This is a genomic window from Rhizobium oryzicola, from assembly GCF_030504645.1.
Lineage (GTDB): Bacteria > Pseudomonadota > Alphaproteobacteria > Rhizobiales > Rhizobiaceae > Neorhizobium > Neorhizobium oryzicola.
The window spans coordinates 17,256-42,142 of the sequence record NZ_JAUKWQ010000001.1; the positions used below are offsets into that span (position 1 = coordinate 17,256).

The window sequence follows — 24,887 nt, forward strand, 5'->3', positions numbered from 1 at the left end:
AAAGGCGTCAAAAGTCTGGAATGGATGTGCGAAAATCCGCACATCAATGTTGTATTTTGGGCGAAAATCTGCACATTTAAGGCATGAGCTCACACCAACCCTCTGCCGCTTCCTCACACGCACGCGACGTCTGGATTGTGTTCGGCCTCACGGTTCTGGTGATTGCGGCGCTGGTGGTGCACCTCGCTGGGCTATACGGCCAGTCGAAGGCCATCCATACGCTGGAGCGGCAGGGTAGGCTGGACGCGGGTCTGAAGGTCGCTCTTTTGCGCGCCGTTCTGGAGCGTCCCCGGGCCTTGCCCTTTCTGCTTTCGCGGGACCGAGAGGTGGAGGATGCGCTTCGCCTGCCGGTTCCCGGTCGCCTCGCGGATCTCAGCCGCAAGCTTGAGGATCTGGTCGCGGGTACCAGCGCTTCGGTGCTCTATGTCATCGATCATCGCGGCGTCGCACTCTCGTCCAGCAATTGGCGCGAACCCTCCAGTTTCGTCGGCAGCGATTATGCCTTTCGCGCCTACTTTTCCCAGGCCATGGCCAATGGCACGGCGGAGCATTTTGCGCTCGGCAATGTCAGCCGTCGTCCGGGCCTTTACATCTCCCACCGGGTCGGCGGCGAGGACGATGCGCTTGGCGTCGTTGTGGTAAAAGCCGAGTTCGACCAGTTGGAAAGCGACTGGCGCGACAGTCAAAGACCGACCTATGTGGTGGATCAGGATGGCATCGTCCTCATTACCAGCATTGCCTCATGGCGCTTCATGACGCTGCCCGGCAGTTCGACTGACCGCCTTTCCGAGGTGCGCCGCAGCCTGCAATTTGGCGAGGCGCCGCTTCTGCCGTTGCCCATCTCCTATCGGGAGAGATTGACCGATGAGACGGCACTCATCGAGACGGTGTTGCCCGGCTCCAGGCAGTCTAAGTTCATCGAGGTTTCCGCGCCGGTGCCATCCACGCCCTGGCGCCTGCGCTATCTGTTGCCGCTCGAACCGACACAGTCAGCGGCCGTTCGGGAAGCACAGTTGACGGCGCTTGCCACGCTGCTGCCGCTTGCCGTCATTGCCGGTGTGGTGATCTGGCGCCGTCAATCGGCGCTTGCCCGCTTTGCTGCCGAACATGCCGCCCGCGAGGAACTGGAGAGGCGGGTCGCCGAACGCACGGAAGATCTCAGCCGCGCGCGCGACCGGCTGGAGGCGGAAATTTCCGGTCACCGCGCCACGGAAGAGCGGCTTCAGGGCGTGCAGCAGGAACTCGTCCAGGCGAACAGGTTGGCGATCCTCGGGCAGGTGGCGGCGGGCGTGGCGCATGAGATCAACCAGCCGGTCGCCACCATCCGCGCCTTTGCCGACAATGCCCGCACCTTTCTGGAGCGAAAGCGTTTCACCGAGGCGGACGAGAACCTCAAAGACATTGCGGGGCTGACGGAACGGATCGGTCTCATCACCGACGATCTGAAGATCCTCGCGCGCAAGGGACGCGGCGTTCCTCAGCCTGTTGGCGTCAAGTCGGTCATCGAAGGGGCGGTGCTTTTGCTGCGCACGCGCTTTGCCGGTCATCTGGAGGCGCTGGATGTTACTTTTCCGCCAGACGATTTGTACGTGCTGGGCAGTCCCATTCGCCTCGAACAGATCCTCATCAACCTGTTGCAGAATGCATTGGAAGCCATAGCAGGCCGCGAGAGCCAGAAGGTAAAGCTCAACGCACGCGTTGACGGAGACGATGTGATCATAAGGGTGGCCGATAACGGCCCCGGTATTGCGCCCCATATTCTCGAATCGCTCTTTACGCCCTTCAACACCTCCAAGGAGGGCGGTCTTGGTCTGGGCCTGGTGATCTCGCGGGAAATCGCCTCGGATTATGGCGGACGCATCGAAGTGGAGAGCGGGCCGGAAGGTACTGCTTTCATAGTTTATTTGAAGAAGGCATCCATCGCATGAACCTGTCGGGAACCGTATTTCTGGTCGATGATGATTCCGCCTTGCGCAAGGCCATGTGCCAGACGCTGGAACTGGGCGGGCTGACGGTCGTCAACTTCCCGTCGGCAGCTCAGGCGCTGGCGCAAGTGAATGCCGATCTTGATGGAATCCTCATCACCGATGTTCTGATGCCCGGCATGACGGGGCTGGAATTGTTCGACCACGTGCGGGCGATCGATCCTGATCTTCCGGTCATCCTGATTACCGGCCATGGCGATATTCCCATGGCCGTGGAGGCGCTTCGCCGCGGCGCCTATGACTTCATTGCAAAGCCTTTCCCGGCGGAGCGCATGCTGGAAAGCGCGAGGCGTGCGCTGGAGAAACGCCGGCTCGTTCTGGAAAACCGCCGGCTGAAGGAAGCCAGTTTCGACGACACGCTGCCGCTGATCGGCCAGACACCGGTTATGGAGCGGCTGCGCAATACGATACGGCAAATTGCCGATACCAATGTGGATGTTCTGCTGACCGGCGAGACCGGCAGCGGCAAGGAAGTGGTGGCAAGCCTGCTGCACCGCTGGAGCCGGCGCGCCAAGGGCAATTTCGTCGCGCTGAACTGCGGAGCGCTTCCTGAACAGATCATGGAGAGCGAGCTGTTCGGGCATGAGACGGGGGCGTTCACCGGCGCGCAGAAGAAGCGCATCGGGCGGATCGAATACTCCAGTGGCGGCACGCTGTTTCTCGATGAGATCGAAAGCATGCCGGCTTCCACACAGGTGCAGATGCTGCGCGTGCTGGAAATGCGCGAGGTGACGCCGCTCGGCACGAACGAGGTGCGCCCTGTCGATCTGCGTGTCGTGGCGGCTGCCAAGGTGGATCTTGGTGATCCCGCCCAGCGCAGGGATTTTCGCGAGGATCTCTATTACCGCCTGAATGTCGTGGCGCTGTCGATCCCGCCGCTCAGGGAACGGCGTGAGGATGTCTCGGTTCTGTTCGCACATTTCTGCCACCGCGCCGGTCAGCGCTTTGGTCGTGAAATCCCGGATCTGTCCCCCTCGGTCACGCGGCATCTGGCGGAGCATGATTGGCCGGGCAATGTGCGTGAACTTTCGCATTTTGCCGAGCGCTTCGTGCTGGGACTGGAGGGGCAGCCTGAACCACAGGCACCGCCTCGTGTTCTCCTTGCGGATGCGGCAGGCAGTTTGCCGGACCGATTGGCAAAGCTTGAGGCCGAGATCATCCGCGAGACCTTGAGCCGCCATGGCGGCGACGTGCGGCAAACGATTGAAGAACTCGGCATTCCGCGCAAGACCTTTTACGACAAGCTTCAGCGGCACGGTATCGTGCGCGGGGAATTTGCCGGGAAGCCGCTATAGCCCCCCGTTGCGCGAACTCACTTCATCGTCATCACCGATCGCCGAAATAGCGAGATGCTGGCAAGCAGGAAGACCAGCCCCATGCCGGCAATCGTCAACAATTCGCTCCCGACAATGTCGAGACCGGCACCGCGATAGACGATCGCCTGCATGATGGTGATATAATGCCGCGATGGCAGTAGCCATGTGATGGCCTGCAGCCAGTCCGGCTGGCTCTCGACAGGTGTCATGCCGCCGGACAGGATCATCATCGGCAGAACGGTCAGAAGCATCAGCAGGGCGAACTGCGCCATGGTGCGGGCAATCGTGCCGAGAAAGATGCCGATGGCCGCTGCCGCAAACAGATAAAGACTGGTGCCGCCGAGCAGCAGAATCCTCGATCCGGCGACAGGCACCTGCAGGATGCCTTGAACCACGAAGGTGAGCGACAGGACGAAGGATACGAAGATCACCAGCCCGTTTGACCAGACCTTGGAGAGCGCAATTTCAAAGGCTGTCAGCGGCATGACCATCAGGTGCTCGAGGGTGCCGTGCTCGCGCTCCCGCAGCAGGGCAGCGCCTGTCAGCACGATCGTCAGCAATGACAATTGGTCGCCGAGCGCGACGATCGCACGGAACCAGCTTTCCTTTCCATTGGGGTTGAAGGCGCGGCGCAGCACGAGGCCTTGCGTCAGTCCGCGGGGCTGGTTGAAGCGCTCCGCATAGCGGGCGACTTCGCCTTCTACCATGTTCTGAATGTAGCCGGCGCCGACCGTTGCCTGCTGGACGGCGGTGGCATCGACATTCAGCTGGATCGATGTGGTTCTCCCCGTTCGTATGTCCTGTTCGAATTGCGGGGGGATGACCAGAACGAAGGTGAAGTCGCCGCGGTCCATCCGGGCATCGATGTCGCCGGGACCAATCTCTTCCGCTCGCTTGAAATAGGGCGGATAGAACAGGCTGCCGATATTGCGCGACAGCACGGAGTGATCTTCATCCACGATGGCGATTGCGGCATTGTTGATGTTTTCGCCCAGACCCGTTGCCTGCGAATAGATGCTGAAGCCGAAGGACCAGATGATGAAGATGATCAGGATGGTTTCCTTGGCCAGCGCCTGCAGCTCCTTGATGCCGAGCCAGAAGATGTTGCGAAGACGGTCCATCCTCATGCCTCCTGCTTCTTGAGGAAGAACGCTGTGGTGAGCAGGAACAGCGGTCCGAAGATCGACATGACGAGAAGATCGCCAGCCATGCTGGAGAAGGAAAGGCCCTTGGTGAAGGCGCCGACGCTCATATGCATGTAGTAGGTGGTTGGCCAGATGTTGCCGATGAAGCGGGCAGCCCCCTCCAGGGCGGAAACCGGCTGCAGCATGCCGGAGAACTGGATGGTCGGGACGATCGAAAGAACGGCTGCCGCAAACACCGCCGACACCTGGTTGGAGGTGAAGGCTGCGATCAGAAGGCCGTAGCCCAGTGTGGCGAAGGTGTAGAGAAAAGCGGCCAGTGTCAGCGCCAGTCCGCTACCCTTGAGGGGCACACCGAACAGGAAGACGACCGTTGCCGCCATGATGGCGAAGTTCACCATTCCGATGAACAGATAGGGCAGCATCTTGCCGATGAGATATTCGCTTCGCCGCGTCGGCGTGACGTAGAAATTGGTGATGGTTCCGATTTCCTTCTCGCGCGTAATGCTGACCGCCATCAGGATGGCGAGGAAGAGCATCAGAAGAAGCGCGGGAATCGATGGTCCCATTGCATAAATGCTCTCAGAGGTTGGGTTGTATCGATAGCGGGCAACAAGCATCGGAGCCGTCGATTGCGCCGCAGACTGGGGACGGCTGGCAAGCCAGGTGGCATGCGCCTGGGCAACGTAGCCTTCGATCGTGGAGGCCCGCATGGTGTTGGCGCCATCGATCCAGGCGGAAATCTGCCAGTCGCCACCTTTGCGGAGATCCTTTCCGAAGCCTGCGGGTATTTCCAGCGCCAGCGTCAGTTTGCCGGATTTCAGCCGCTCTTCCGCTTCCGCCTGCGAACGCAGCGGCGCCTTTTCAGAGAAGTAGCGGGAGCCCTGGAAAGCGCTCAGATAGTCGCGGCTTTCCGGCGACTGATCGTAGTCCAGCACCGCCATGCTCATATTGGTCACGTCGCTCGAAATGCCGTAGCTGAAGATCAGAAGCAAAGCGAGCGTGCCCAGAAAGGCAAAGGCTAGCCGGATTGGGTCGCGTGACAGAGACAAAGTTTCACAATGACTGTAGGCAAGAATACGCCGGAACGCTGCCCTTGTCTTCGATGGCTGCTGCGCGACTTTCGCTGGGATTGCGCTTTCTTCCGACGGGGAAGCCGTCTCGATTGCGTGCGTGCCGCTTTTCTCCAAAGCCTCTTCGATGAAGGAGACGAAGGCCGTTTCGAGATCGTCCGTCTGCTTTGCGTCCAGAATGTCCTGCGGACGACCGGAAATCAGAACTTCGCCCGAATGCATCAGCGAGATGCGGTCGCATCGCATGGCCTCGTTCATGAAGTGGGTGGAGATGAAGATGGTGACCTTCTTCTGGCGCGACAGGTCGATCAGGATGCGCCAGAAACCATCCCGTGCCTGTGGATCGACACCGGAGGTTGGCTCATCCAGGATCAACAGTTCCGGCTCGTGAACAATGGCGACAGCGAGAGACAGTCGTTGCCGCAAGCCCAGCGGCAGCGACCCGGCTTCCGCATCTGCATGGTCGGAAAGGCCAAACTGGGCAATCAGGTTCTCCGTCCGCGCCTTCGCCTTTTCCTCCTCGATCCGGTAGAGGCGCGCGTGCAGAATGAGGTTCTGTCGGACGCTGAGTTCCGAATAGAGCGAGAAGGCCTGCGACATGAAGCCGACATGGCGGCGGGTTTCCAGATCATTGGCATCGACAGCCTTGCCATAAAGTTCCGCCGTCCCCTCGGTTGGCGAGAGAAGTCCGGTCAGCATGCGCATGGTGGTGGTCTTGCCGCAGCCATTGGAGCCGAGAAAGCCGAAGATTTCGCCCGCCTCGATATCGAAGCTGACATTGCGCACAGCGGTAAAGTCGCCGAAGCGGCAGACGAGATTATGGGCGCGGATGATGGGTTCGTCGCCGCTTGCCGCCCGAGAAGGAATTTCCAGGCTCTCCTGGTCGCTTTTTCCGTCCGGTGCCTGGAGCGCGCTGAAAACATCCTCCAACGCTTGTCTGCCGGTTCGTTGCCGCAGTTCATCGACAGTGCTCGTGGCAAGAATGCCGCCTCGATCCATCGCCACCAGCCAGTCGCTGCGGGAGGCCTCGTCCATATAGGCGGTGGAGAAGAGCACGCTCATCTGCGGGCGCTCGGCGCGCAGGTCATCGATCAGCGTCCAGAATTGGCGCCTCGACAAGGGATCGACGCCGGTCGTGGGCTCGTCCAGGATCAACAGATCGGGATCATGGATAAGCGCGCAGCACAGGCCGAGCTTCTGCTTCATGCCGCCGGAAAGCTTGCCGGCGGGTCGATCGAGAAAGGGTAGCAATCCGGTGGCGCGGGCAAGGCGCTCGATGCGCTCCTCGCGCTCGATTTGCGACTGGCCAAACAGCTTGCCGAAGAAATGCAGGTTATCCCGGACGCTGATTTCCTGGTAGAGATTCTTGCCGAGCCCCTGCGGCATATAGGCAATGCGGCTGCAGATGCGATTGCGGTGTCCAGCCCGGCGCATGTCGCCACCAAACACCTCCACTGTTCCCGCCTGCCCCTTGCGCACGCCGGAGAGAAGACCGAGCAGGGTGGATTTGCCGGCACCGTCAGGGCCGATCAGCCCGATCATCCGGCCAGTCGGCAAGTCTATCGTGACATCGTGAAGAGCAGTTACCTTTCCGTAGTGGTGGGAGACACCTTCAATGCGGGCGAGGCAGCTATCCCCGGTCTCCATCGTCATTGCTCCACGTCGATCGGGTCACCGGGAAGGCGTTGCTGCACGGCGTCTGGCCAGGCGGGCGGGGTCGTTCCGGTCCACACATAGCCAAGCCCGCGTGCGCCGGTCTTCACCAGGTCGATATGCCGCTCGATCAGGCTCTGGGATGTGCGCAACCGCACGCGAAACATCAGCTTGTCGCGTTCGCTGCGGGTTTCCACCTGCTTCGGCGTGAATTGCGCGTCGGGAGAGACGAAGCTGACCCGCGCCGGGATGGCCACATTGGCTCCGTCGGGCACGATGCGGGCAGGTGCCCCAATGGCAAGGCGGATCGCCTTTTCGGAAGGTATGAACAGTTCGAAATAGACCTGTGTCAGATCGACAATGGTGAGCACCTTGCCACCGCTCGCAACCACCTCGCCGGGATTGGCAAGCTTGTAGAGAATGCGGCCCTTGACCGGCGATTTCAGAATGTTGTCTGCAATCTGCGCTTCGGTCAGCGCAACCAGGGCCCGCGCCGCTTCGACTGACCGTTCGGCAGCGGTGACATGCTGGCGTGCCGCCTGCAGGATGGCGCGGGCCGCATCGCGGGCGCTGAGGCTTTCGCTCAGCGCTTCCTGCGAGGTAACCCCGGTATTGGCGAGCCTCGTCTTGCGGGCCAGATCATCTTCCTTGAACCGTAGTTCCGCCGTGCGCTGCTCAACGGTGGCATCCGCCTCGATCTTGGCAGCTTCCGCATAGGCCACGTCGGCAGCATATTTGGCGCGCTGCGCTTCCAACTCCGAGGAATCGATGCGTGCGATGACTTGGCCGGGCTGCACCATGTCGCCTTCGCGCACAAGAACGGCGCTTAGCCGTCCCGCTGTCTTGGCGGCAATATCCACCTGATCCGATTCCACCCGTCCATTGCCCACGTAAAGCTCGGCAGGCAAGGCGTTGCGTTGGGCGTTCCAGTAATACCATCCGCCACCTGCCGCACCGGCCAAGGCAATGAGAATGATGGGTATTGTCCGTGAAGCTTTCATCTGGCTCTCCGCAATCGGGTGCTGTCGCCGGCAATACGGGTGGCGAGGCAACGAATGAGGGGAGGCTATCGGCCAGTGATGCCGCAACCTTGACGTAGATCAACCTCTCCGCAAATTGGTGACGAATTCGGCATGATCGTCACTTTTTGCATGTCAGACCTGTCGGCGAGACGGTCAAAAACTGCGCACTGTCGTTTGAATATCGCATGGCGAGCCTATATCCCTTTTCCCATCAGAGACGTGCCCGCCGGTTCTCGGTCAGGGCCTTTGCGAGAGAGACAGATGCGTATCACGATGATCGGTGCCGGCTATGTGGGTCTGGTGTCGGGCGTTTGCTTTGCGGACTTCGGCCATGATGTGACCTGTGTCGATAATATCGAAAGCAAGGTGGAATCCCTGCGCCAGGGTGTGATTCCGATCTTCGAGCCGGGTCTTGAAGATCTGGTTCGCGCCAATCGAAAGGGGGGACGCCTGCATTTCACCACCGATCTCGCCGGTGCCGTCTCCAATGCGGATGTGGTGTTCATTGCGGTTGGCACACCCTCCCGCCGCGGCGATGGCCACGCGGACCTGTCTTACGTTTATGCCGCCGCACGCGACATTGCCAAGGCCATGACAGGCTTTACGGTTGTCGTCACCAAGTCGACGGTGCCGGTCGGTACCGGCGATGAAGTCGAGCGCATTATCCGCGAGGAGCGACCGGACGCTGATTTCGCTGTGGTGTCCAATCCCGAATTCCTGCGGGAAGGGGCAGCCATCGCCGACTTCAAACGACCGGATCGTATCGTCATCGGTTCTCAAGACGAGCGTGCGAGCGAAGTGATGCGCGAGGTCTACCGCCCGCTCTATCTCAACGCCGCCCCGTTGTTCTTCTGCGACCGTCGCACGTCGGAACTCATCAAGTATGCCGGCAACGCGTTTCTGGCGATGAAGATTACCTTCATCAACGAAATGGCGGATCTCTGCGAAAAGGTCGGAGCAGATGTCCAGAAGGTTGCCAAGGGCATCGGCATGGACAAGCGCATCGGCGACAAGTTCCTGCATGCCGGTCCCGGCTATGGCGGCTCCTGCTTCCCCAAGGATACGATGGCACTGGTCAAGACAGCGCAGGACCACGACAGCCCCATCCGTCTCATCGAAACCACGGTCGCCGTCAACGACACCCGCAAGCGCGCCATGGCACGTAAGGTCATAGCGGCCTGCGGCGGCTCGGTGCGCGATAAGAAGATCGCCCTGCTGGGCCTCACCTTCAAGCCCAATACGGATGATATGCGCGATGCGCCGTCGCTCTCCATCGTGCAGGCCCTTCAGGATAATGGCGCCAACATCCATGCGTATGATCCGGAAGGCATGGACGTTGCCAAGGACATGATGCCAGATGTCACCTTCGGTGCGGATGCGTACAGCATCGCCGAGGGTGCCGATGTTCTAGTGCTGGTGACGGAATGGGATGCCTTCCGCGCCCTCGACCTGCGCCGGCTGAAGCCCCTGATGGCCCAACCGGTCCTGGTGGATCTGCGCAACGTCTATCCGCCGGATGAGGTGCGCCGCCACGGCTTTGTCTATCACGGCATTGGTCGCCGCGAAATTTCTGCTTGAGGCTCTCCCCGTCAGGCGGCGATGAGGTTCTTGATTTTGGCCGCCAGGGCATCCATGGCAAAGGGTTTCGTCATGATGTGCATGCCGGGTTCCAGGCTTGTCTGGTCCAGAATGGCATTTTCCGCATAACCTGTAATGAAGAGCACCCTGAGGCCCGGTCGATGATCCCGGGCCGCATCTGCCAGTTGCCGGCCATTCATGCCATTCGGCAGGCCAACATCCGTCACCAACAGGTCGATCCGGTCACTTGATTCCAGGAAGGGCAGGGCAGACGCGGCATCATCTGCCTCGATAGCGCGATACCCCAGTTCCTCCAGCACTTCCACGATCAGCACACGCACCAGCGGTTCATCGTCGACCACCAGAACGGTTTCGCCATCGCCCGTCTGAAGGCTTGCAGCTTGCACCTCTTCGATCGCTGTGGTCTGCAAGTTGCCATTATGTCGCGGAAGATAGATGAAGACTTCCGTTCCCTTGCCCGGTTCCGTTTCGATCCTTGCCTGCCCACCGGACTGGCGGGCAAAGCCGTAGATCATGGAAAGACCAAGTCCGGTTCCCTGGCCGAGCGGCTTGGTGGTGAAAAACGGGTCGAAGGCGCGCGCCGCGACTTCCGGGCTCATACCCGTTCCAGTGTCGCGGACGGACAAGATCATGTAGTCACCCGGCTGCAGATTGCGCTCCCGTGCCTGGTTTCCTTCAAGCGTCACCTTGTCTGTGCGGATGGTCAAGCGTCCGCCATTGGGCATTGCGTCACGCGCGTTGATGCAAAGATTGAGCAGCGCATTTTCAAGCTGTCCCGGATCCACAAGCGAGTTCCAGGGACTATCGATGAGTACCGCCTCGATCGTGATCTCCGGGCCGACGGAGCGACGGACAAGTTCTTCCATGCCGTCAGCGAGGGCATTGATATCGGTCGGGCGCGGGTCCAGCGTCTGGCGCCTTGAAAAGGCAAGCAGCCGATGGGTGAGCCCGGTTGCCCTCCGCGTTGCGCCCTGGGCCGCGCTTGCATATTTCAGGGCATCCGGAATACGCCCCTGACCAAGCCGCAGATTGATGAGTTCCAGGCTGCCACTGATACCCGCCAGAATATTGTTGAAGTCGTGCGCAAGGCCACCGGTCAGCTGTCCCACCGCTTCCATCTTCTGGGCATGGCGCAGCGCCTCCTCGGACACCGCCAGCGCGGCTGCTGCCTCCTTCTCGGCCGTGACGTCGCGACCGCTGCCGTAAACGAGATCCCCTTCGATGGCACTGACCCAGGAAATCCAGCGAAAACCACCCTCCTTATGACGATATCTGTTCTCGTAGGTAGGAATCTCTCCCTGAATATCGTTGTGTAGAACCGATCGCGTCATGTCGTGATCTTCTTCACGAATGAAGTCGAGTACTGGCCGTCCCAGCAACTCCTCCTCATGCCAGCCGAGAGTCTTCGTCACGGCAGGATTGACCGCGCGGAAGAGGCCCCCATGGTCGATCACCACGTTCAGATCCTGGGTGTTGCGCCATACCCGATCTCTCTCCCGCGTGCGTTGCTCCACCTCGAGTTCAAGGGAATTCGCAAGCGTCTGCAGTGCCTGTTCCGCCCGGATGCGTTCCATGGCCACATGTGCCCGTGAAGCCACCTCTTTGATGAAGGCGGTATCCTCAGAGCACCATTCGCGCACGTGATCGCAATTGACGAAGAACACTGCAACGATAGCGCCCTTCTCGACAATGCCAACATTCACGAATGAGCGTGCATGTCGCTTCAGCAAGTTCTGGGCAACTGCGGATGTACGGGGATCGGCGGTGACATCGGAAATCGCCACCACCTCATGAGCCAGGATATCGCGCGTCAGACCGTCGAGCCCGGTAAGATCGAGCTTGCCGTCAATGGCAGGCAAGCGGGGCGCGTTCCAGGCACGCAAGATGGAAAAGTAGGCACCATGGTCATCGACGGATCCGCAGCCGACCCGGCTGACCTCAAGTACCTCACCGACGATGCGAGAGGCCGCAAATGCAATATCTTCCGCCGTGGAAAGGCTTTGAATGTCGCTGGTCAGACCCACCAGGGCGTCGCGGCGTCGTTCGGAGCGTTTGCGGGCCGTCACATCGCTGGCAGAACCGAACCATTCGGTGATGCTGCCGTTTTCATCGCGGACAGGCACCGCGCGTGAAAACACCCAGCCGATCGACCCGTCCACCTGCTTGACCTGATGTTCGAGCTGAAAGGCACGTTCCTTGCCGATAGCTTCCGTGATAGCAGCCTTCAGGTGTGGCTGATCATCCTTTGGGATATAATCGTCCACCCAGGTACTGGTGGTTGCTTCCGCATCTGCAATGAAGCCGCGTCCGTCCAGCCAATGGAGAAGAGACCAGTCCGCGCTGACGCGGTAGACCGCATCCGAAGTAGAAAGCGTCAGCGCCCGGAAGCGTTCTTCACTTTCACGAACACGGCGTTGCCCCAGGACGTTCTGAGTTGTTTCTACAACGATCGCGATGACGCCCGCCGGTTTTCCCGACTCGTCAAGAACCGGAGAATAGTCCAGGTTCATCCAGACCTGTTCCGGCTTGCCGCTGCGAAACAGGGTCAGTTCCTGGTCCTTGTAGGCGAGCGTACGACCCGAAAGTCCGACGCGCATGACATTGTCGTTGAAGTCTGCAACCTCCGCCCAGCCTTCCCTGACCTTCGAACCCAGAAGCTCAGGATGCCGCGCGCCTGCAAATTCCGAATAAGCATCATTGTAGATCATGATACCGTCTTCGCCCCAAAGCAGCACGATCGGCACCGGTGACAGCAACAGCATGCCTGTGACGGATTTCAGGCTTTGCGGCCATTGATACAAAGGCCCAAGGCTAGTCTTGGACCAGTCAAAGGCGCGGATAAGTTCTCCCATCTGCCCGCCACCGACGGGAAAGGGTACCTCGGGGCTGCTGATCCTTATATGCTCTGTCATGATCGGCGCCTTTGCCGCATAGGGTTATTGCCTCTGGCAATCCTTCGGTTGTTGACTGGAGTGGATCATCGGGGCAGATGCCATCGCACGCACGATTACCCCGCGCATGACACGCGTGTTTCGTTTTTGATACGGGGAGCCGGTACGAGGCTGGGAGGAATGGGATCCGATTTTGCGCCGCTGACAAAGCGCTCAATGAAACCGAGCGCATGTTGCAGCCCATTCATTGTATAGGGTTTTTCGATGGCTCCAAGAGCGCCGGCGAAATCTTCCGGGATACGTTTCAGATTACCGGTCACAAATACATATGGAATCCCAAGTCCGGCAAGGTGTCGCCCGACATCGATGCCGCTTGGACCATCCAGCAGATGGATATCCACGAAGGCGAATTCCGGACGGCTCTGGTCGGCAAGCTTCTTTGCCTGTGCGCTCGACATGGCTTGGCCGACAATCGTATGACCGGCCGTCTCAAGCTCGCTTTCCAGTTCAAGTGCCAGCAATGCTTCGTCTTCGACGATCAGAATGTTCAATGGTGTTCTCCTTCGTCGTAAACCTCGACCGGCGCCGTGACCCTGACCACCGTATCGCTGCCCTCTTGCGACCGCTCAATTGTTGCTTTTACCTGGCGCGCGCAAGCATCCAGAATAAGCCGGCTAAATTCCTGCTCTTCCTGATTCACGGGCATTGGCTCCATGCTATCCGCGACGCATAGTAGGAAGTGCCCGTTCAGGCGCTTGACCTCGATCCTGATGGTTCCGCCGCCATCCTTCAGACCACGGCGGACTGCATCGCCAACCAGTTCGTTGATGATAAGCGCAAAGGGTGAGGCTTTGATCGCGGGCACCAGAACCGGCGAGACATCAAAAGTCAGATGAATATCCTCGCGTCCGAGCGCGCCAACCATATCCGTCACTAATTCCGTAGCGAAGTCGGCAATGTCAAAGCGCGTGACATCGTCCGTCGTGAAGAGCTTGCGCTGCACGATGGATAGGGCTTCCACGCGCTCCAGAACGGTCATCAGCGTTCGGCGCACCGTCGGGTCCCCCGTGATGCGTGCCTGCAGCTTCAGGATGGATGCGATCGTCAGCAGGTTGTTCTTGACCCGGTGATCCACCTCGTGGACCAGCAGCGTGCGTGCTTCCAGCGCCTCGCTCAGATCGCGCGTACGCCGCGCGACTTCATCTTCTGCAGAACTGCGCGCCTTTGCCAGTTCCATCTGCTTGTCTTTGACGTCGGTGAAGTCCAGTTGCGAGGCAAAGAAATAGCGAACGGTTCCCCCGCTGTCGCGAACAGGGCTGATGAAGAGCGCATTCCAGAACGGGCTACCATCCTTGCGATAGTTCAAAACGTCGCAGGCGATGCTTTCCTCATTCTGGATGGCTTGGCGAATACGCTGGATGACCTGCGGCTCACTGCCTGGCCCCTGCAGGAGCCTGCAATTTCGTCCCACCAGCTCCTCTTGGGAGTAGCCAGTCAATTCGGAAAAGGCGCGATTGGAGAAGATGATCGGATTATCTGGTTGGTGCGGATCGGTGATGATCATCGGCATGCGCGTCGCCTTGAAGGCTGCCGCGAAGGGGTCTTCGGACACGTGTTCCGCAAGCAGGCGATCACCTGCGTCTCGCGCGTCCTGTCGTGAACTTTCTGTCTCTGTCATCAGGAGGTGGCATATCTTTGAAGGCCGGGCATGGAGACGTCAAACGCACTAACTAGCAAAAGGTTCCTGAGAATATCGTATCAGCCTAAAATTGCAAAACTCAGGATTCGCCCTTGGTTGGTTGAAGGTTTATGCGCGCCGTCTATCAGCCGGTTAGCCTCCGGAAACAGCGCGACCACCCTTGTTGAATCGATGCAGGAAAGACTTATCCCATTGATAAGGCTATTGGGATGGATGCTTGTACGACTTTGCACCTTCTATGATCAGAGGCGACGCATCCGGTGCCGCTAACCATTTACATGAATTGGCTTGGATCCGTCAAAAAAATGCAATGTGGTGCTTGTGTAATAAATCGGGCTCGTCTATATCGGCGCCACTGGTTTCGGAGTGTAGCGCAGTCTGGTAGCGCACCACGTTCGGGACGTGGGGGTCGAGTGTTCGAATCACTCCACTCCGACCAGTTTAACTTTCCCAATCGTCCTCATCTGTTCCTGCCTAGATGCGTTGCCCTATGCTCTCAGCGCCTTGAGGGGTGGCTCCGCCAGCATGTTCAAGGCTTCCGTTGCCGGCACGGCCTTGCCGAAGAAGTAGCCTTGGCCGTAGGTGCAGCCCATATCGATTAGCGATGTCAGCTGGTCTGGGGTTTCGATGCCTTCGGCCGTGGTGGGAACTTCCAGGCCGATGCCGAGACCGACGATCGCCTTGACGATCTTTTCCTGCTTTTCCTGATCCTGGAAGGACGCGACGAAGCTTCGGTCGATCTTGATCTTGTCGAAGCTGAAGTTCGACAGCTGCGCCAAGCTGGAGTAGCCAGTGCCGAAATCGTCTAGCGCAACCGAGATACCAGCGGTTCTCAGATCGCTCAAAACGACCGCTGCGGTGTTTACATCCTGGATAAGCGCCGTTTCCGTGATTTCAATTTCCAGGCGCTTCGGCTGAAAGCCCGTCTGCGAAAGGATCTTAAGGATGCGCAGACCGAGCAACTTGTCCTGCAACTGGATCGGAGAGATGTTGAAAGACAGTATGACCTCCGGCGGCCAGTTCATCGCGTCCTCGCAGGCACGGCGCAACAGGCTTTCGGTCAATTCCATTATCAGACCCGTTTCTTCCGCCAGCGGAATGAAATCCATAGGCGAAATGAATTCACCACCCATCTGCCATCGCGCCAATGCTTCGAAGCCGATAATTCGCGATTTCTGGAGATCGACGATAGGCTGGTAATAGGGCTGAATGCCGCCAGCCCGGATGGCGTCGCGCAGATTGCGCTCAGCCCGATCACGCGCCAGCATACGTTCCTGCATGGTTTTGTCGAAAGCCCGCAGGGAGCCACGTCCGGCAGCCTTGGCCGCATACATGGCCGCATCGGCGCAGCGCAGGCAGTCACGTGCAGCCGTTGCATCCTCTGGACAGGTCGCCATGCCGATACTGGCGCCGATGTCGAGCGGCGTTCCGTTTAAAAGCACCGGCTTGTTTAATGCCTGCAGCAGTTGCTTGGCAATCTGTGGTGCGTCCGCTGAGGGCTCGACGTAAAGAACAAACTCGTCGCCGCCCGAGCGGAAGACATGCTCTTCTGCGATTTCTTCCCGGATGCGATCCGCTACCGTCCGCAAAACGCTGTCACCCGCGTGATGTCCCATCATGTCATTGATTTTCTTGAACCCGTCGAGATCAATGACCAGAATTGAAAAGGAGCTGCGCAAACCACTTTGCTTGCCGAGTGCATCAAGTCTTTCTTCCAGGCTGTGTCGATTGTGCAATCCCGTCAGCCGGTCATGCAGTGCCATCCAGTCCGCTCTGGTCTCAGCACTCTCTCGGCGCTCACGCTCCTTTCGCACATTCCACAAACGGAAGGCGGCATAGAGCATGCAAAGTATGCCCACGGAATCAACGGCAAGATCCAGCGCATGAAATAGGTAGTGGCTCGTTAGCGAATCGAACGCCGGTTCAGCAGCTTCCTTGTCGAGCTCAATATTATTTAAGAATGACAGGACGGCAGCGATGATGATGACGAACATCAGGCCATAAAGGCGCAGGTTGCCCCGAAAAGACGCCATAATGCACTCCGTTAGAGGCTGGTGGAGGCTGGCCTTCATGGCGACGCATGGCGAACCTGATGTTCGCAAAGATAGACCCAAGGTTGCGCAAATTAATTAAGGTGATGCTAATGAGGCCTGCGCATCTTTATCGATGATTTTCTGGCGTCCCTGGATGACGAACTGTTGATTCAGATCAAGGCCCTCTGGTCAAGGGAATGCAATCTCTCCCAGCGATGGGGTAGGTCGGTCTTGGCCGATGAACCCCTTTGACTTTTCGCCTCAGGGGGATGTTCAAAATGAACAATGCCGTGCCGATCGTGGCGCTGACCGTGGGCGCGTTCCTAGCGCTTCTCGGCGCAGGTTTTGCCTACGACAATCTCTTTGCAGCCCACATGTGGGTGCTGTTCTTCTCGCTGGCCGCAGGCACGATCGTGCTGCTGCGCCAACTCAAATTTGCGCCGGCTTCCAAGGCCAAGGCAAATGCCGCTGCTTCCGAATATTTCGATGAAGTCATCAAATATGGAACAGTTGCGACGACCTTCTGGGGTGTCGTGGGCTTTCTGGTCGGCGTCGTCATCGCGCTTCAGCTCGCCTTTCCGGATTTGAACTTCGGTCCGTGGTTCAACTTCGGCCGCATGCGTCCGCTGCACACCTCCGCCGTCATCTTCGCGTTCGGCGGCAATGCCCTGCTTTGCACGTCCTTTTACGTGGTGCAGAGAACCTGTCGCGCCCGCCTGTTTGGCGGTGACCTCGCCTGGTTCGTTTTCTGGGGCTACCAGCTCTTCATTATCCTCGCTGCCACAGGCTATCTGCTCGGCATCACGCAGGGCAAGGAATATGCGGAGCCGGAATGGTATGTCGACCTGTGGCTGACAGTCGTCTGGGTCGCCTACCTCATCGTCTTCCTCGGCACGATCCTGATCCGCAAGGAGCCGCATATTTATGTGGCGAACTGGTTCTATCTGGCCTTCATCGTGACGATTGCCATGCTGCATATCGTCAACAACCTGGCGGTTCCGGTCTCCTTCCTTGGCGTCAAGAGCTACTCTGCCTTCTCCGGCGTGCAGGATGCACTGACCCAGTGGTGGTATGGCCATAATGCCGTGGGCTTCTTCCTCACCGCAGGCTTCCTCGGCATGATGTACTACTTCGTGCCCAAGCAGGCCGGTCGCCCGGTCTATTCCTATCGCCTGTCGATCATCCACTTCTGGGCGCTGATCTTCATGTATATCTGGGCGGGTCCCCACCACCTGCATTACACGGCTCTGCCGGATTGGGCGCAGACGCTCGGCATGGTCTTCTCGGTCATGCTGTGGATGCCTTCCTGGGGCGGCATGATCAACGGCCTGATGACGCTCTCGGGCGCCTGGGACAAAATCCGCACCGATCCGATCATTCGCATGATGGTGATTGCGATTGCCTTCTACGGCATGTCGACCTTCGAAGGCCCGATGATGTCGGTCAAGGCCGTCAACTCGCTCAGCCACTACACGGACTGGACCATTGGTCACGTGCATTCCGGTGCGCTTGGCTGGGTCGGCATGATTTCCTTCGGCGCCGTCTACTTCCTGGTTCCCAAGCTGTGGCACCGCAACCGCCTCTACAGCCTCGCCATGGTCAACTGGCACTTCTGGCTCGCAACGCTCGGCATCGTCGTCTACGCGGCCGTCATGTGGGTTGCCGGTATCCAGCAGGGCCTGATGTGGCGCGAATACGATAACCAGGGCTTCCTCGTCTACTCCTTCGCCGAAGCCGTGGCTGCCATGTTCCCCTACTACGTACTGCGCGCCGTCGGCGGTGGCATGTACCTGCTGGGCTCGCTGATCATGGCCTACAACATCACCATGACCATCCTTGGCTATGAGCGTCAGGAAACCCTCCCGGGATCTGCACCTGCCGCCCTGCAGCCGGCAGAATAAGGAGCGGGCACCATGTCACTTCTCGAAAAACATCAGTTCATCGAACGTAATGCCACGTTGCTTCTGGTCGGCTCGCTTCTGGTGGTCTCCATCGGCGGCATCGTGGAAATCGCACCGCTCTTCTACCTCGAGAACACCATCGAAAAGGTTGAAGGCATGCGACCCTACTCGCCGCTGGAGCTGGCGGGCCGCAACATCTACATCCGGGAAGGCTGCTATCTCTGCCATAGCCAGATGATCCGTCCGTTCCGCGATGAGGTGGAGCGCTACGGTCACTACTCGCTGGCAGCGGAAAGCATGTACGACCACCCCTTCCAGTGGGGTTCCAAGCGTACCGGACCGGACCTTGCCCGTGTGGGTGATCGCTATTCCAACGAATGGCACGTCCAGCACCTAACACGCCCGCGCGACGTGGTGCCGGAATCCATCATGCCGAGCTACGCCTTCCTCAAGGAAACGCCGCTGAAGGTGACCGATGTCTCCATGGACCTGAAGGCCAACCGCGCGGTTGGCGTTCCCTACACGGATGACATGATCGCCAACGCAAAGGCCGACCTTGCCGCCCAGGCTGATCCGAACGCCGACACGAAGGGGCTTCTGGCTCGCTACCCCAAGGCAAAGGTGGGCGATTTCGACGGCGATCCGACCAAGCTGACCGAGATGGACGCTCTCATCGCCTATCTGCAGATGCTCGGCACGCTGGTCGATTTCTCGACATATGACGACGCCACCGGTTATCGCTGAGGAGGGTGTGATGGACGAAACCGAGATCTACACCGCAATGCGCCACTTCGCCGATAGCTGGGGCCTCCTGGCGATGACGCTGTTCTTTGTCGGCGCGCTGCTCTTCACCTTGCGTCCCGGCGCAAAGGCTTCCGCAAACGAAGCCAAGCTAATCCCTCTGAAGGAGGATTGATCATGGCGGACAAACATATCGATGACATCAGTGGCGTCGAAACCACGGGCCATGAGTGGGATGGTATTCGCGAACTGAACAACCCGCTGCCGCGCTGGTGGCTTTGGACCTTCTATGCCACGATCGTCTGGGCCATCGGCTACGTGATTGTCTATCCGGCGATCCCCATGCTGAAGGATGCCACGCGCGGCGTGATAAACTATTCCAGCCGCGCTGAATTGACCAAGGAAGTTGCAAGCGCAAAGGCCGCGCAAGGGGCCCTCGCGCAGAAGATTGCAGCCTCGTCCATGGATCAGATCCTAGCTGATCCGCAGCTGACCCAGTTTGCCACCGCGGCTGGTGCCGCAGCCTTCAAGGTCAACTGTGTGCCATGCCATGGTTCCGGCGCCGCTGGCGGTGCGGGTTACCCGAACCTCAACGACAATGACTGGCTGTGGGGTGGCAGTGCCGAAGCCATCCACCAGACGATTGCCCACGGCATTCGCTCAAGCGATGACCCGGAAACTCGGCTGTCGGAAATGCCGGCATTTGCGGAAATCCTGAAGCCGGACCAGATCCGTCAGGTTGCCGCCTATGTCATCAGCCTTACCGACAAGCCGCACAATCCGGCTCTGGTGGAGCCAGGCAAGCAGGTCTTTGCTGACAATTGCGCATCCTGCCATGGCGAAAATGCCCAGGGCAACCGCGAATTTGGTGCACCCAACCTGGCAGATGCGATCTGGCTTCGCGTGCACGGCGAAGACGAGATTGCCAAGCAGGTGCAGGCACCCAAACACGGTGTGATGCCTGCATGGCAGGCGCGTCTGGGCGAAACGACAGTCAAGGAACTGGCTGTTTACGTCCACTCGCTCGGCGGGGGCGAATAACAAGAAGATCGGCGAACCTGCCCTTCGGTTCGCCGGTCCATCCGCTCCCTTTTGCCAGCCACGCCCTTGGAGTCGTTCGACTTCCGGGCGTGGCTTTTTACGTTCCTGCGACATGCGGGCGCGGGTCGTCCTTTCTTGACCTATGTCAAGGAGAGTTGACCGTATCAGTGGGAAAAGGGAGGGCAACTGAAGTGGACCCCTGCCATGAACCTCTACACTGCAAAGGGCATCGGAAACGAGCCTGCAAAGGAACCTGCTCCGGCAGCCCCGCCGCCGGAACCGCTGTATTCGGCGCGTAAGAAGATCTTCCCGAAACGGGTGGAGGGCAGGTTTCGTCGCTTCAAGTGGCTGGTGATGGCCGTGACTTTGGCGATCTATTATCTGACACCCTGGATTCGCTGGGATCGCGGCCCCTTCGCGCCGGATCAGGCGGTGCTGATCGATCTGGCGCATCGCCGCTTTTATTTCTTCTTCATCGAAATCTGGCCGCAGGAATTCTTCTTCGTCGCCGGTCTTCTGGTCATGGCGGGCTTCGGCCTGTTTCTGGTGACCTCAGCCGTGGGGCGCGCCTGGTGCGGCTATACCTGTCCCCAGACGGTGTGGGTCGATCTCTTCATGGCCGTCGAGCGCTTCATCGAGGGCGATCGCAATGCGCAGATGAAGCTCGATGCCGCCCCCTGGAGCGGAGAGAAGGTCTGGAAACGGGTTTCCAAGCACGCGACATGGCTGGCCATTGCCGTGGCGACGGGCGGCGCCTGGATCTTCTATTTCGCGGATGCGCCCTCGCTTGCCTTCGATTTCGTGACGGGGCAGGCCAATTACGTGGCCTATTCGACCGTCGCGACCCTGACTGCCACAACCTACGTGTTAGGCGGGCTAATGCGCGAGCAGGTCTGCATCTACATGTGCCCGTGGCCGCGTATCCAAGGCGCCATGCTGGACGACAATTCGCTCGTCGTCACCTACAACGACTGGCGTGGCGAGCCGCGCGGTAAGCATGTCAAGAAGTCGGCAGCCGCCGAGGTCAGTGTTGGCGATTGCGTCGATTGCAATGCCTGCGTGGCCGTCTGTCCCATGGGCATCGATATCAGGGATGGGCAGCAGATGGCCTGCATCACCTGCGCGCTCTGCATCGATGCCTGCGACAATGTGATGGACAAGCTCGGTAAGCCGCGTGGCCTGATTGCCTATGGCACACTGAACGAATACCAGTCCAACATGGCACTTGCGACTGACAACGGCCGCTCGGCAATCGATCCGGCGCGGGTCCGTAAGGCCGATGGCTCCTTCATTGATGCGGTACGCCACTTCGACTGGACGATCATTCTTCGCCCCCGCACGATCCTCTACATGAGCGTCTGGACCGCGGTCGGGCTCGGCCTGCTGTTTGCCCTTCTAGGTCGCGACCGGCTGGAAATGAACGTCCTGCATGATCGCAATCCGCAATTCGTGCTGGAGTCGGACGGGTCCATCCGCAACGGCTACACCATTCGCCTACTCAACATGATCCCGGAACGCCGCACGATCATGCTGTCGATGGAAGATCTGCCGGAAGCTTCCATGAAGGTGTCTCCGGTGTCCGAACGGCCTGATCGCGTCTTCGCCATCCCCGTGGACCCCGACCAGGCAACCACTCTCAAAGTCTTCGTGACCCTGCCGAAGAACGCAATCGTCGCGCCCACGGAAGGCTTCACCTTCATTGCGGAAGACCGCGCCAGCGGCGAGCGCAGCGTCTATCGCGCAACCTTCAACTCTCCCGGAGCGAAATGAAAGCCATGAACACCGCCAATACGAAGTCCTTCGTTTTCACCGGTTGGCACATGCTGGGCGTGGTCTGCCTGTTCTTCGGCACCATCATCACGGTGAATTTCTACATGGCCTACCAGGCTGTCCACAGCTGGAGCGGCATCGTTGTCGAAAACACCTATGTCGCCAGCCAGGAGTTCAACGCCAAGACGGCCGAGGCCAAGGCCCTGAATGACGCGGGCGTGAAAGGCGACATCAAGATCGACGGCAACATCATCCGCTACAAGCTGACCGACGGACAGGGGCAGCCGATCCCGGCGGATGAGGTGAAGCTGCAGTTCAAACGTCCGGTCGGTGATCACCAGGATTTCACCGTCACGCCGCGCCAAGTGGCACCTGGCCTGTTCGAAGCGGACCATAATGCGCTTCCCGGTCACTGGATCATTGAGGCCAGCGCCTTTCGTCAGGGCAAGCGCATCATGCATCATGCCCAGCGTATTGCCGTGATCGGGAGCGTGCAACAATGAGCTGCTGCGCGCCTGGAACCGAAGGATCGCTGGAGTTTTCCCGCGCGAGCCTCATCATGCCCTCTTCCGAGGAGCTGATGTTGGCCAGCCGGTCGCTGACCCCAGGCGTCCGGCAAACCGATCTCAGTGTTCCAGGCGTCCATTGCGGAACCTGCATCACCACAATCGAAAAGGCACTTCAGGCCGAACCTTCCGTGCAGCATGCGCGCGTCAACCTGTCGACGCGGCGCGTCTCAATCACCTGGGCAGAGGAAACGGCAGCCGGCCGAACCGATCCGCAGGAACTGCTGCGGGTGATTAAATCCGCCAGCGGCTACGATGCGCATCTTTTCATGAATGAGGAAGAAGCCGCCGACCGGCTGCGCACTCAGCTTTTGCGCGGCGTTGCCGTCACTGGTTTTGCAGCTGCCAATATCATGCTGCTGTCGGTCTCGGTATGGTCCGGTGCGGAGGCGGCCACGCGCGATCTCTTTCACTGGATATCGGCAATGATCGCGGCTCCAGCGCTGATTTACGGGGGGCGCTTCTTCTACGCCTCCGCCTGGAACGCGCTGCGCCAGGGCCGCACGAATATGGATGTGCCGATCGCGCTGGCGATCACGCTCTCCTATGCGGTTTCGCTCTGGGAAACTATGCATCACGGCGAGCACGCCTGGTTCGACGCAACGGCATCGCTGCTGTTTTTCCTGCTGATCGGCCGCACGCTTGATCATCTGATGCGCGACCGTGCACGCGCCGCCATCACCGGTCTGGCCCGCCTTTCGCCGAGGGGCGCCGTGCTTTTGACGGCCGATGGCAGCCGGGAATATCGAAGCGTCGAGGAAATCACGCCCGGCGACCGCGTTGCGGTGGCGGCAGGCGACCGGATTGCCGTGGACGGCATTGTCGAGATCGGCGAAAGCGAGCTGGATGTCTCGATCGTCAATGGTGAAAGCGTGCCGCAGGCGGTGAAGCCTGGCAGCGTGGTGCGGGCCGGTACCGTCAACCTTACTGGCTCCTTGGTCCTCAAAGCCACCGCCAGCGCGCGCAATTCCTTCCTGGCCGAGATCATTTCTCTTATGGAGGCGGCTGAGGGCGGTCGTGCCCGCTATCGGCGCATTGCCGATCGTGCGGCGCAGATCTACTCGCCGGCTGTGCACCTGCTGGCGCTGACCAGCTTCGTCTGCTGGGGTATCTTCGGGGGAGATTGGAAGCAGGCCATGCTGATCGCGATCTCCGTGCTGATCATTACCTGCCCCTGCGCGCTTGGCCTTGCGGTTCCGGTCGTGCAGGTGGTGGCGGCAGGCAGGCTGTTCCGCAGCGGCATCATGGTCAAGGATGGATCCGCCATGGAGCGTCTCGCCGAAATCGACACGGTTGTCTTCGACAAAACCGGCACGCTGACCCTCGGTCGTCCCCAATTGGTCGAGGCTCGTGGCAAGCCGGCCCATCAGGCCATGGCGGCGGCGATTGCGGCGCATTCACGCCATCCCCTGTCCGAGGCACTTCGCGCAGCGCATGCCGGACCTGTACCAGCCATCGATGCTGTTCAGGAGCGTCCTGGCGAAGGGGTCTCGGTGGAAACGGCGCAGGGTGAGTATCGCCTCGGCAAACGCACCTTCGCCTGCTCTGCACAGTTCGGCAGTCGCATCTCGGGCGCAGTCTCAGAAGTGGTCCTGTCGCTGGATGGGGAGGAGCTTGCTTGCTTCCTCTTCGAAGACGAATTGCGCCCTGCCGCGGAAGCCGCCATCGACCGGGTCCATGATATGGGCCTTGTTGCGGGCATTCTCTCGGGCGACCGGGAATCCGTGGTCTCGTCGGTGGGCCGCAAGCTCGGTATCGCCAGCTGGCGGGCGGAACTGACGCCCAAGGAAAAGGCAGAGGCGGTGGCTGCTCTGGCAAGTGAGGAGCACAAGGTTCTCATGGTGGGGGATGGCATCAACGACGCGCCTGCGCTCTCCACGGCCTACGTGTCCATGGCGCCCGCGTCGGCCGCCGATATCGGTCGACAGGCTGCCGATTTCGTCTTCATGCATGAAAGCCTCGCTGCCGTGCCGACCGCCGTTGACGTGTCGCGACGGGCAGCGCGTTTGATCCGCGAGAACTTTGCCTTGGCAATCGGTTACAACATCATTGCCGTACCGATCGCACTGGCAGGCTTCGCCACCCCGTTGATTGCTGCCGTGGCCATGTCCACGTCATCCATCATCGTCGTCGTGAATGCGTTGAGGCTTAACCGAATCGTCAAGGTGTCGGAGATTGCGGCGAGTAAGGACGCTCCGCAGGCCAAGCCCGCTGCAGCGGAGGTGCGTCTGGCATGAACATGCTGATCTATCTCATTCCGGTGGCGCTTGCGCTTGGGGGGCTCGGGCTTGGCGCCTTTCTCTGGTCGCTGAAGAATGGACAGTACGAGGATCTGGATGGCGCTGCCTGGCGTGTCCTCGATGACGACGAAACGCCAGTCGCCCCGGTCGAGGCCAGAAGCTTGAATTCTCCACAAAGCGGTAAATGAGAAAAGCCCCGGAGGTCGAATAACCTC

At 59.7% G+C, this 24,887-nt stretch carries 18 protein-coding genes and 1 tRNA gene; 12 read left to right on the forward strand and 7 right to left on the reverse strand.

Annotation, left to right across the window (positions count from 1 at the left end):
• The first annotated feature begins 83 nt into the window (after positions 1–83).
• Positions 84–1,928, forward strand: a complete 1,845-nt coding sequence (locus Q2T52_RS00080) for a sensor histidine kinase (protein WP_302074649.1) — start codon at positions 84–86, stop codon at positions 1,926–1,928.
• Positions 1,925–3,280, forward strand: coding sequence for a sigma-54-dependent transcriptional regulator (locus Q2T52_RS00085; RefSeq protein ID WP_302074650.1), 1,356 nt, complete (start codon positions 1,925–1,927; stop codon positions 3,278–3,280). The genes Q2T52_RS00080 and Q2T52_RS00085 overlap by 4 nt, the downstream gene beginning before the upstream one ends.
• 17 nt (positions 3,281–3,297) lie before the next feature.
• Here Q2T52_RS00085 and Q2T52_RS00090 read toward each other — a convergent pair whose 3' ends face one another.
• Genes Q2T52_RS00090 through Q2T52_RS00100 form a run of 3 tightly spaced genes read right to left on the reverse strand, consistent with a single transcriptional unit; the run spans position 3,298 to position 8,170 of the window.
• The gene (locus Q2T52_RS00090; RefSeq protein ID WP_302074651.1) at positions 3,298–4,422 is read right to left on the reverse strand and encodes an ABC transporter permease; all 1,125 of its coding nucleotides are present in this window, start codon (positions 4,420–4,422) and stop codon (positions 3,298–3,300) included.
• Positions 4,423–4,424: 2 nt separating this feature from the next.
• Entirely contained in the window at positions 4,425–7,163 is a 2,739-nt protein-coding gene (gene rbbA, locus Q2T52_RS00095; protein ID WP_367187260.1) for a ribosome-associated ATPase/putative transporter RbbA, read from the reverse strand.
• A gap of 2 nt (positions 7,164–7,165) precedes the next feature.
• Positions 7,166–8,170, reverse strand: a complete 1,005-nt coding sequence (locus Q2T52_RS00100; protein WP_302074653.1) for an HlyD family secretion protein — start codon at positions 8,168–8,170, stop codon at positions 7,166–7,168.
• A gap of 282 nt (positions 8,171–8,452) precedes the next feature.
• Here Q2T52_RS00100 and Q2T52_RS00105 point away from each other — a divergent pair, with 282 nt between their 5' ends.
• Positions 8,453–9,769, forward strand: coding sequence for a UDP-glucose dehydrogenase family protein (locus Q2T52_RS00105; protein ID WP_302074654.1), 1,317 nt, complete (start codon positions 8,453–8,455; stop codon positions 9,767–9,769).
• An 11-nt stretch (positions 9,770–9,780) separates the two neighbouring features.
• On the opposite strand, the gene Q2T52_RS00110 is transcribed toward Q2T52_RS00105, so the two are convergent.
• The 3 genes from Q2T52_RS00110 to Q2T52_RS00120 form a co-directional block, all read right to left on the reverse strand.
• The gene (locus Q2T52_RS00110; protein ID WP_302074655.1) at positions 9,781–12,702 is read right to left on the reverse strand and encodes a PAS domain S-box protein; all 2,922 of its coding nucleotides are present in this window, start codon (positions 12,700–12,702) and stop codon (positions 9,781–9,783) included.
• A 95-nt stretch (positions 12,703–12,797) separates the two neighbouring features.
• Positions 12,798–13,232: a response regulator gene (locus Q2T52_RS00115; RefSeq protein WP_302074656.1), complete on the reverse strand. Its 435-nt coding sequence runs from the start codon at positions 13,230–13,232 to the stop codon at positions 12,798–12,800.
• Positions 13,229–14,359, reverse strand: a complete 1,131-nt coding sequence (locus Q2T52_RS00120) for a PAS domain-containing protein (protein WP_302074657.1) — start codon at positions 14,357–14,359, stop codon at positions 13,229–13,231. Before Q2T52_RS00120 ends, Q2T52_RS00115 begins: the two co-directional genes overlap by 4 nt.
• A 383-nt stretch (positions 14,360–14,742) precedes the next feature.
• Here Q2T52_RS00120 and Q2T52_RS00125 point away from each other — a divergent pair.
• Positions 14,743–14,819: transfer RNA gene (locus tag Q2T52_RS00125), tRNA-Pro, on the forward strand.
• A 49-nt stretch (positions 14,820–14,868) separates the two neighbouring features.
• Here Q2T52_RS00125 and Q2T52_RS00130 read toward each other — a convergent pair.
• Positions 14,869–16,413 (reverse strand): putative bifunctional diguanylate cyclase/phosphodiesterase, encoded by a 1,545-nt coding sequence (locus Q2T52_RS00130; protein ID WP_302074658.1) that lies wholly within the window; start codon positions 16,411–16,413, stop codon positions 14,869–14,871.
• A 278-nt stretch (positions 16,414–16,691) separates the two neighbouring features.
• Between Q2T52_RS00130 and ccoN the strand changes: the two genes are divergently transcribed.
• From ccoN to ccoS, 8 genes are all read left to right on the forward strand, one after another.
• Positions 16,692–18,314: a cytochrome-c oxidase, cbb3-type subunit I gene (gene ccoN / locus Q2T52_RS00135; protein WP_302074659.1), complete on the forward strand. Its 1,623-nt coding sequence runs from the start codon at positions 16,692–16,694 to the stop codon at positions 18,312–18,314.
• A 12-nt stretch (positions 18,315–18,326) separates the two neighbouring features.
• Positions 18,327–19,058 carry a cytochrome-c oxidase, cbb3-type subunit II gene (gene ccoO, locus Q2T52_RS00140; RefSeq protein WP_302074660.1) on the forward strand — a complete coding sequence of 244 codons (732 nt, stop codon included), beginning with the start codon at positions 18,327–18,329 and terminating at the stop codon, positions 19,056–19,058.
• Between the two features lie 10 nt (positions 19,059–19,068).
• Positions 19,069–19,230 (forward strand): cbb3-type cytochrome c oxidase subunit 3, encoded by a 162-nt coding sequence (locus Q2T52_RS00145; RefSeq protein ID WP_302074661.1) that lies wholly within the window; start codon positions 19,069–19,071, stop codon positions 19,228–19,230.
• 2 nt (positions 19,231–19,232) lie between these two features.
• Entirely contained in the window at positions 19,233–20,096 is an 864-nt protein-coding gene (ccoP, locus tag Q2T52_RS00150) for a cytochrome-c oxidase, cbb3-type subunit III (protein WP_302074662.1), read from the forward strand.
• A gap of 204 nt (positions 20,097–20,300) precedes the next feature.
• Positions 20,301–21,866, forward strand: coding sequence for a cytochrome c oxidase accessory protein CcoG (gene ccoG / locus Q2T52_RS00155; RefSeq protein ID WP_302074663.1), 1,566 nt, complete (start codon positions 20,301–20,303; stop codon positions 21,864–21,866).
• A 5-nt stretch (positions 21,867–21,871) separates the two neighbouring features.
• Positions 21,872–22,369, forward strand: coding sequence for a FixH family protein (locus tag Q2T52_RS00160; protein WP_302075984.1), 498 nt, complete (start codon positions 21,872–21,874; stop codon positions 22,367–22,369).
• Complete coding sequence (locus Q2T52_RS00165; RefSeq protein WP_302074664.1) at positions 22,366–24,669, forward strand: cation-translocating P-type ATPase; 2,304 nt, start codon at positions 22,366–22,368, stop codon at positions 24,667–24,669. Before Q2T52_RS00160 ends, Q2T52_RS00165 begins: the two co-directional genes overlap by 4 nt.
• Positions 24,666–24,860 (forward strand): cbb3-type cytochrome oxidase assembly protein CcoS, encoded by a 195-nt coding sequence (ccoS, locus tag Q2T52_RS00170; RefSeq protein WP_302074665.1) that lies wholly within the window; start codon positions 24,666–24,668, stop codon positions 24,858–24,860. The genes Q2T52_RS00165 and ccoS overlap by 4 nt, the downstream gene beginning before the upstream one ends.
• Positions 24,861–24,887: the final 27 nt, after the last annotated feature.

Bases quoted from the DNA above. Each gene is read 5' to 3' on its own strand.
- Q2T52_RS00080 (WP_302074649.1), top strand. From the start codon at position 84: ATGAGCTCACACCAACCCTCTGCCGCTTCCTCACACGCACGCGACGTC.
- Q2T52_RS00085 (WP_302074650.1), top strand. From the start codon at position 1,925: ATGAACCTGTCGGGAACCGTATTTCTGGTCGATGATGATTCCGCCTTG.
- Q2T52_RS00090 (WP_302074651.1), bottom strand. From the start codon at position 4,422: ATGGACCGTCTTCGCAACATCTTCTGGCTCGGCATCAAGGAGCTGCAG.
- rbbA (WP_367187260.1), bottom strand. From the start codon at position 7,163: ATGGAGACCGGGGATAGCTGCCTCGCCCGCATTGAAGGTGTCTCCCAC.
- Q2T52_RS00100 (WP_302074653.1), bottom strand. From the start codon at position 8,170: ATGAAAGCTTCACGGACAATACCCATCATTCTCATTGCCTTGGCCGGT.
- Q2T52_RS00105 (WP_302074654.1), top strand. From the start codon at position 8,453: ATGCGTATCACGATGATCGGTGCCGGCTATGTGGGTCTGGTGTCGGGC.
- Q2T52_RS00110 (WP_302074655.1), bottom strand. From the start codon at position 12,702: ATGACAGAGCATATAAGGATCAGCAGCCCCGAGGTACCCTTTCCCGTC.
- Q2T52_RS00120 (WP_302074657.1), bottom strand. From the start codon at position 14,359: ATGACAGAGACAGAAAGTTCACGACAGGACGCGCGAGACGCAGGTGAT.
- Q2T52_RS00130 (WP_302074658.1), bottom strand. From the start codon at position 16,413: ATGGCGTCTTTTCGGGGCAACCTGCGCCTTTATGGCCTGATGTTCGTC.
- ccoN (WP_302074659.1), top strand. From the start codon at position 16,692: ATGAACAATGCCGTGCCGATCGTGGCGCTGACCGTGGGCGCGTTCCTA.
- ccoO (WP_302074660.1), top strand. From the start codon at position 18,327: ATGTCACTTCTCGAAAAACATCAGTTCATCGAACGTAATGCCACGTTG.
- Q2T52_RS00145 (WP_302074661.1), top strand. From the start codon at position 19,069: ATGGACGAAACCGAGATCTACACCGCAATGCGCCACTTCGCCGATAGC.
- ccoP (WP_302074662.1), top strand. From the start codon at position 19,233: ATGGCGGACAAACATATCGATGACATCAGTGGCGTCGAAACCACGGGC.
- ccoG (WP_302074663.1), top strand. From the start codon at position 20,301: ATGAACCTCTACACTGCAAAGGGCATCGGAAACGAGCCTGCAAAGGAA.
- Q2T52_RS00160 (WP_302075984.1), top strand. From the start codon at position 21,872: ATGAACACCGCCAATACGAAGTCCTTCGTTTTCACCGGTTGGCACATG.
- Q2T52_RS00165 (WP_302074664.1), top strand. From the start codon at position 22,366: ATGAGCTGCTGCGCGCCTGGAACCGAAGGATCGCTGGAGTTTTCCCGC.
- ccoS (WP_302074665.1), top strand. From the start codon at position 24,666: ATGAACATGCTGATCTATCTCATTCCGGTGGCGCTTGCGCTTGGGGGG.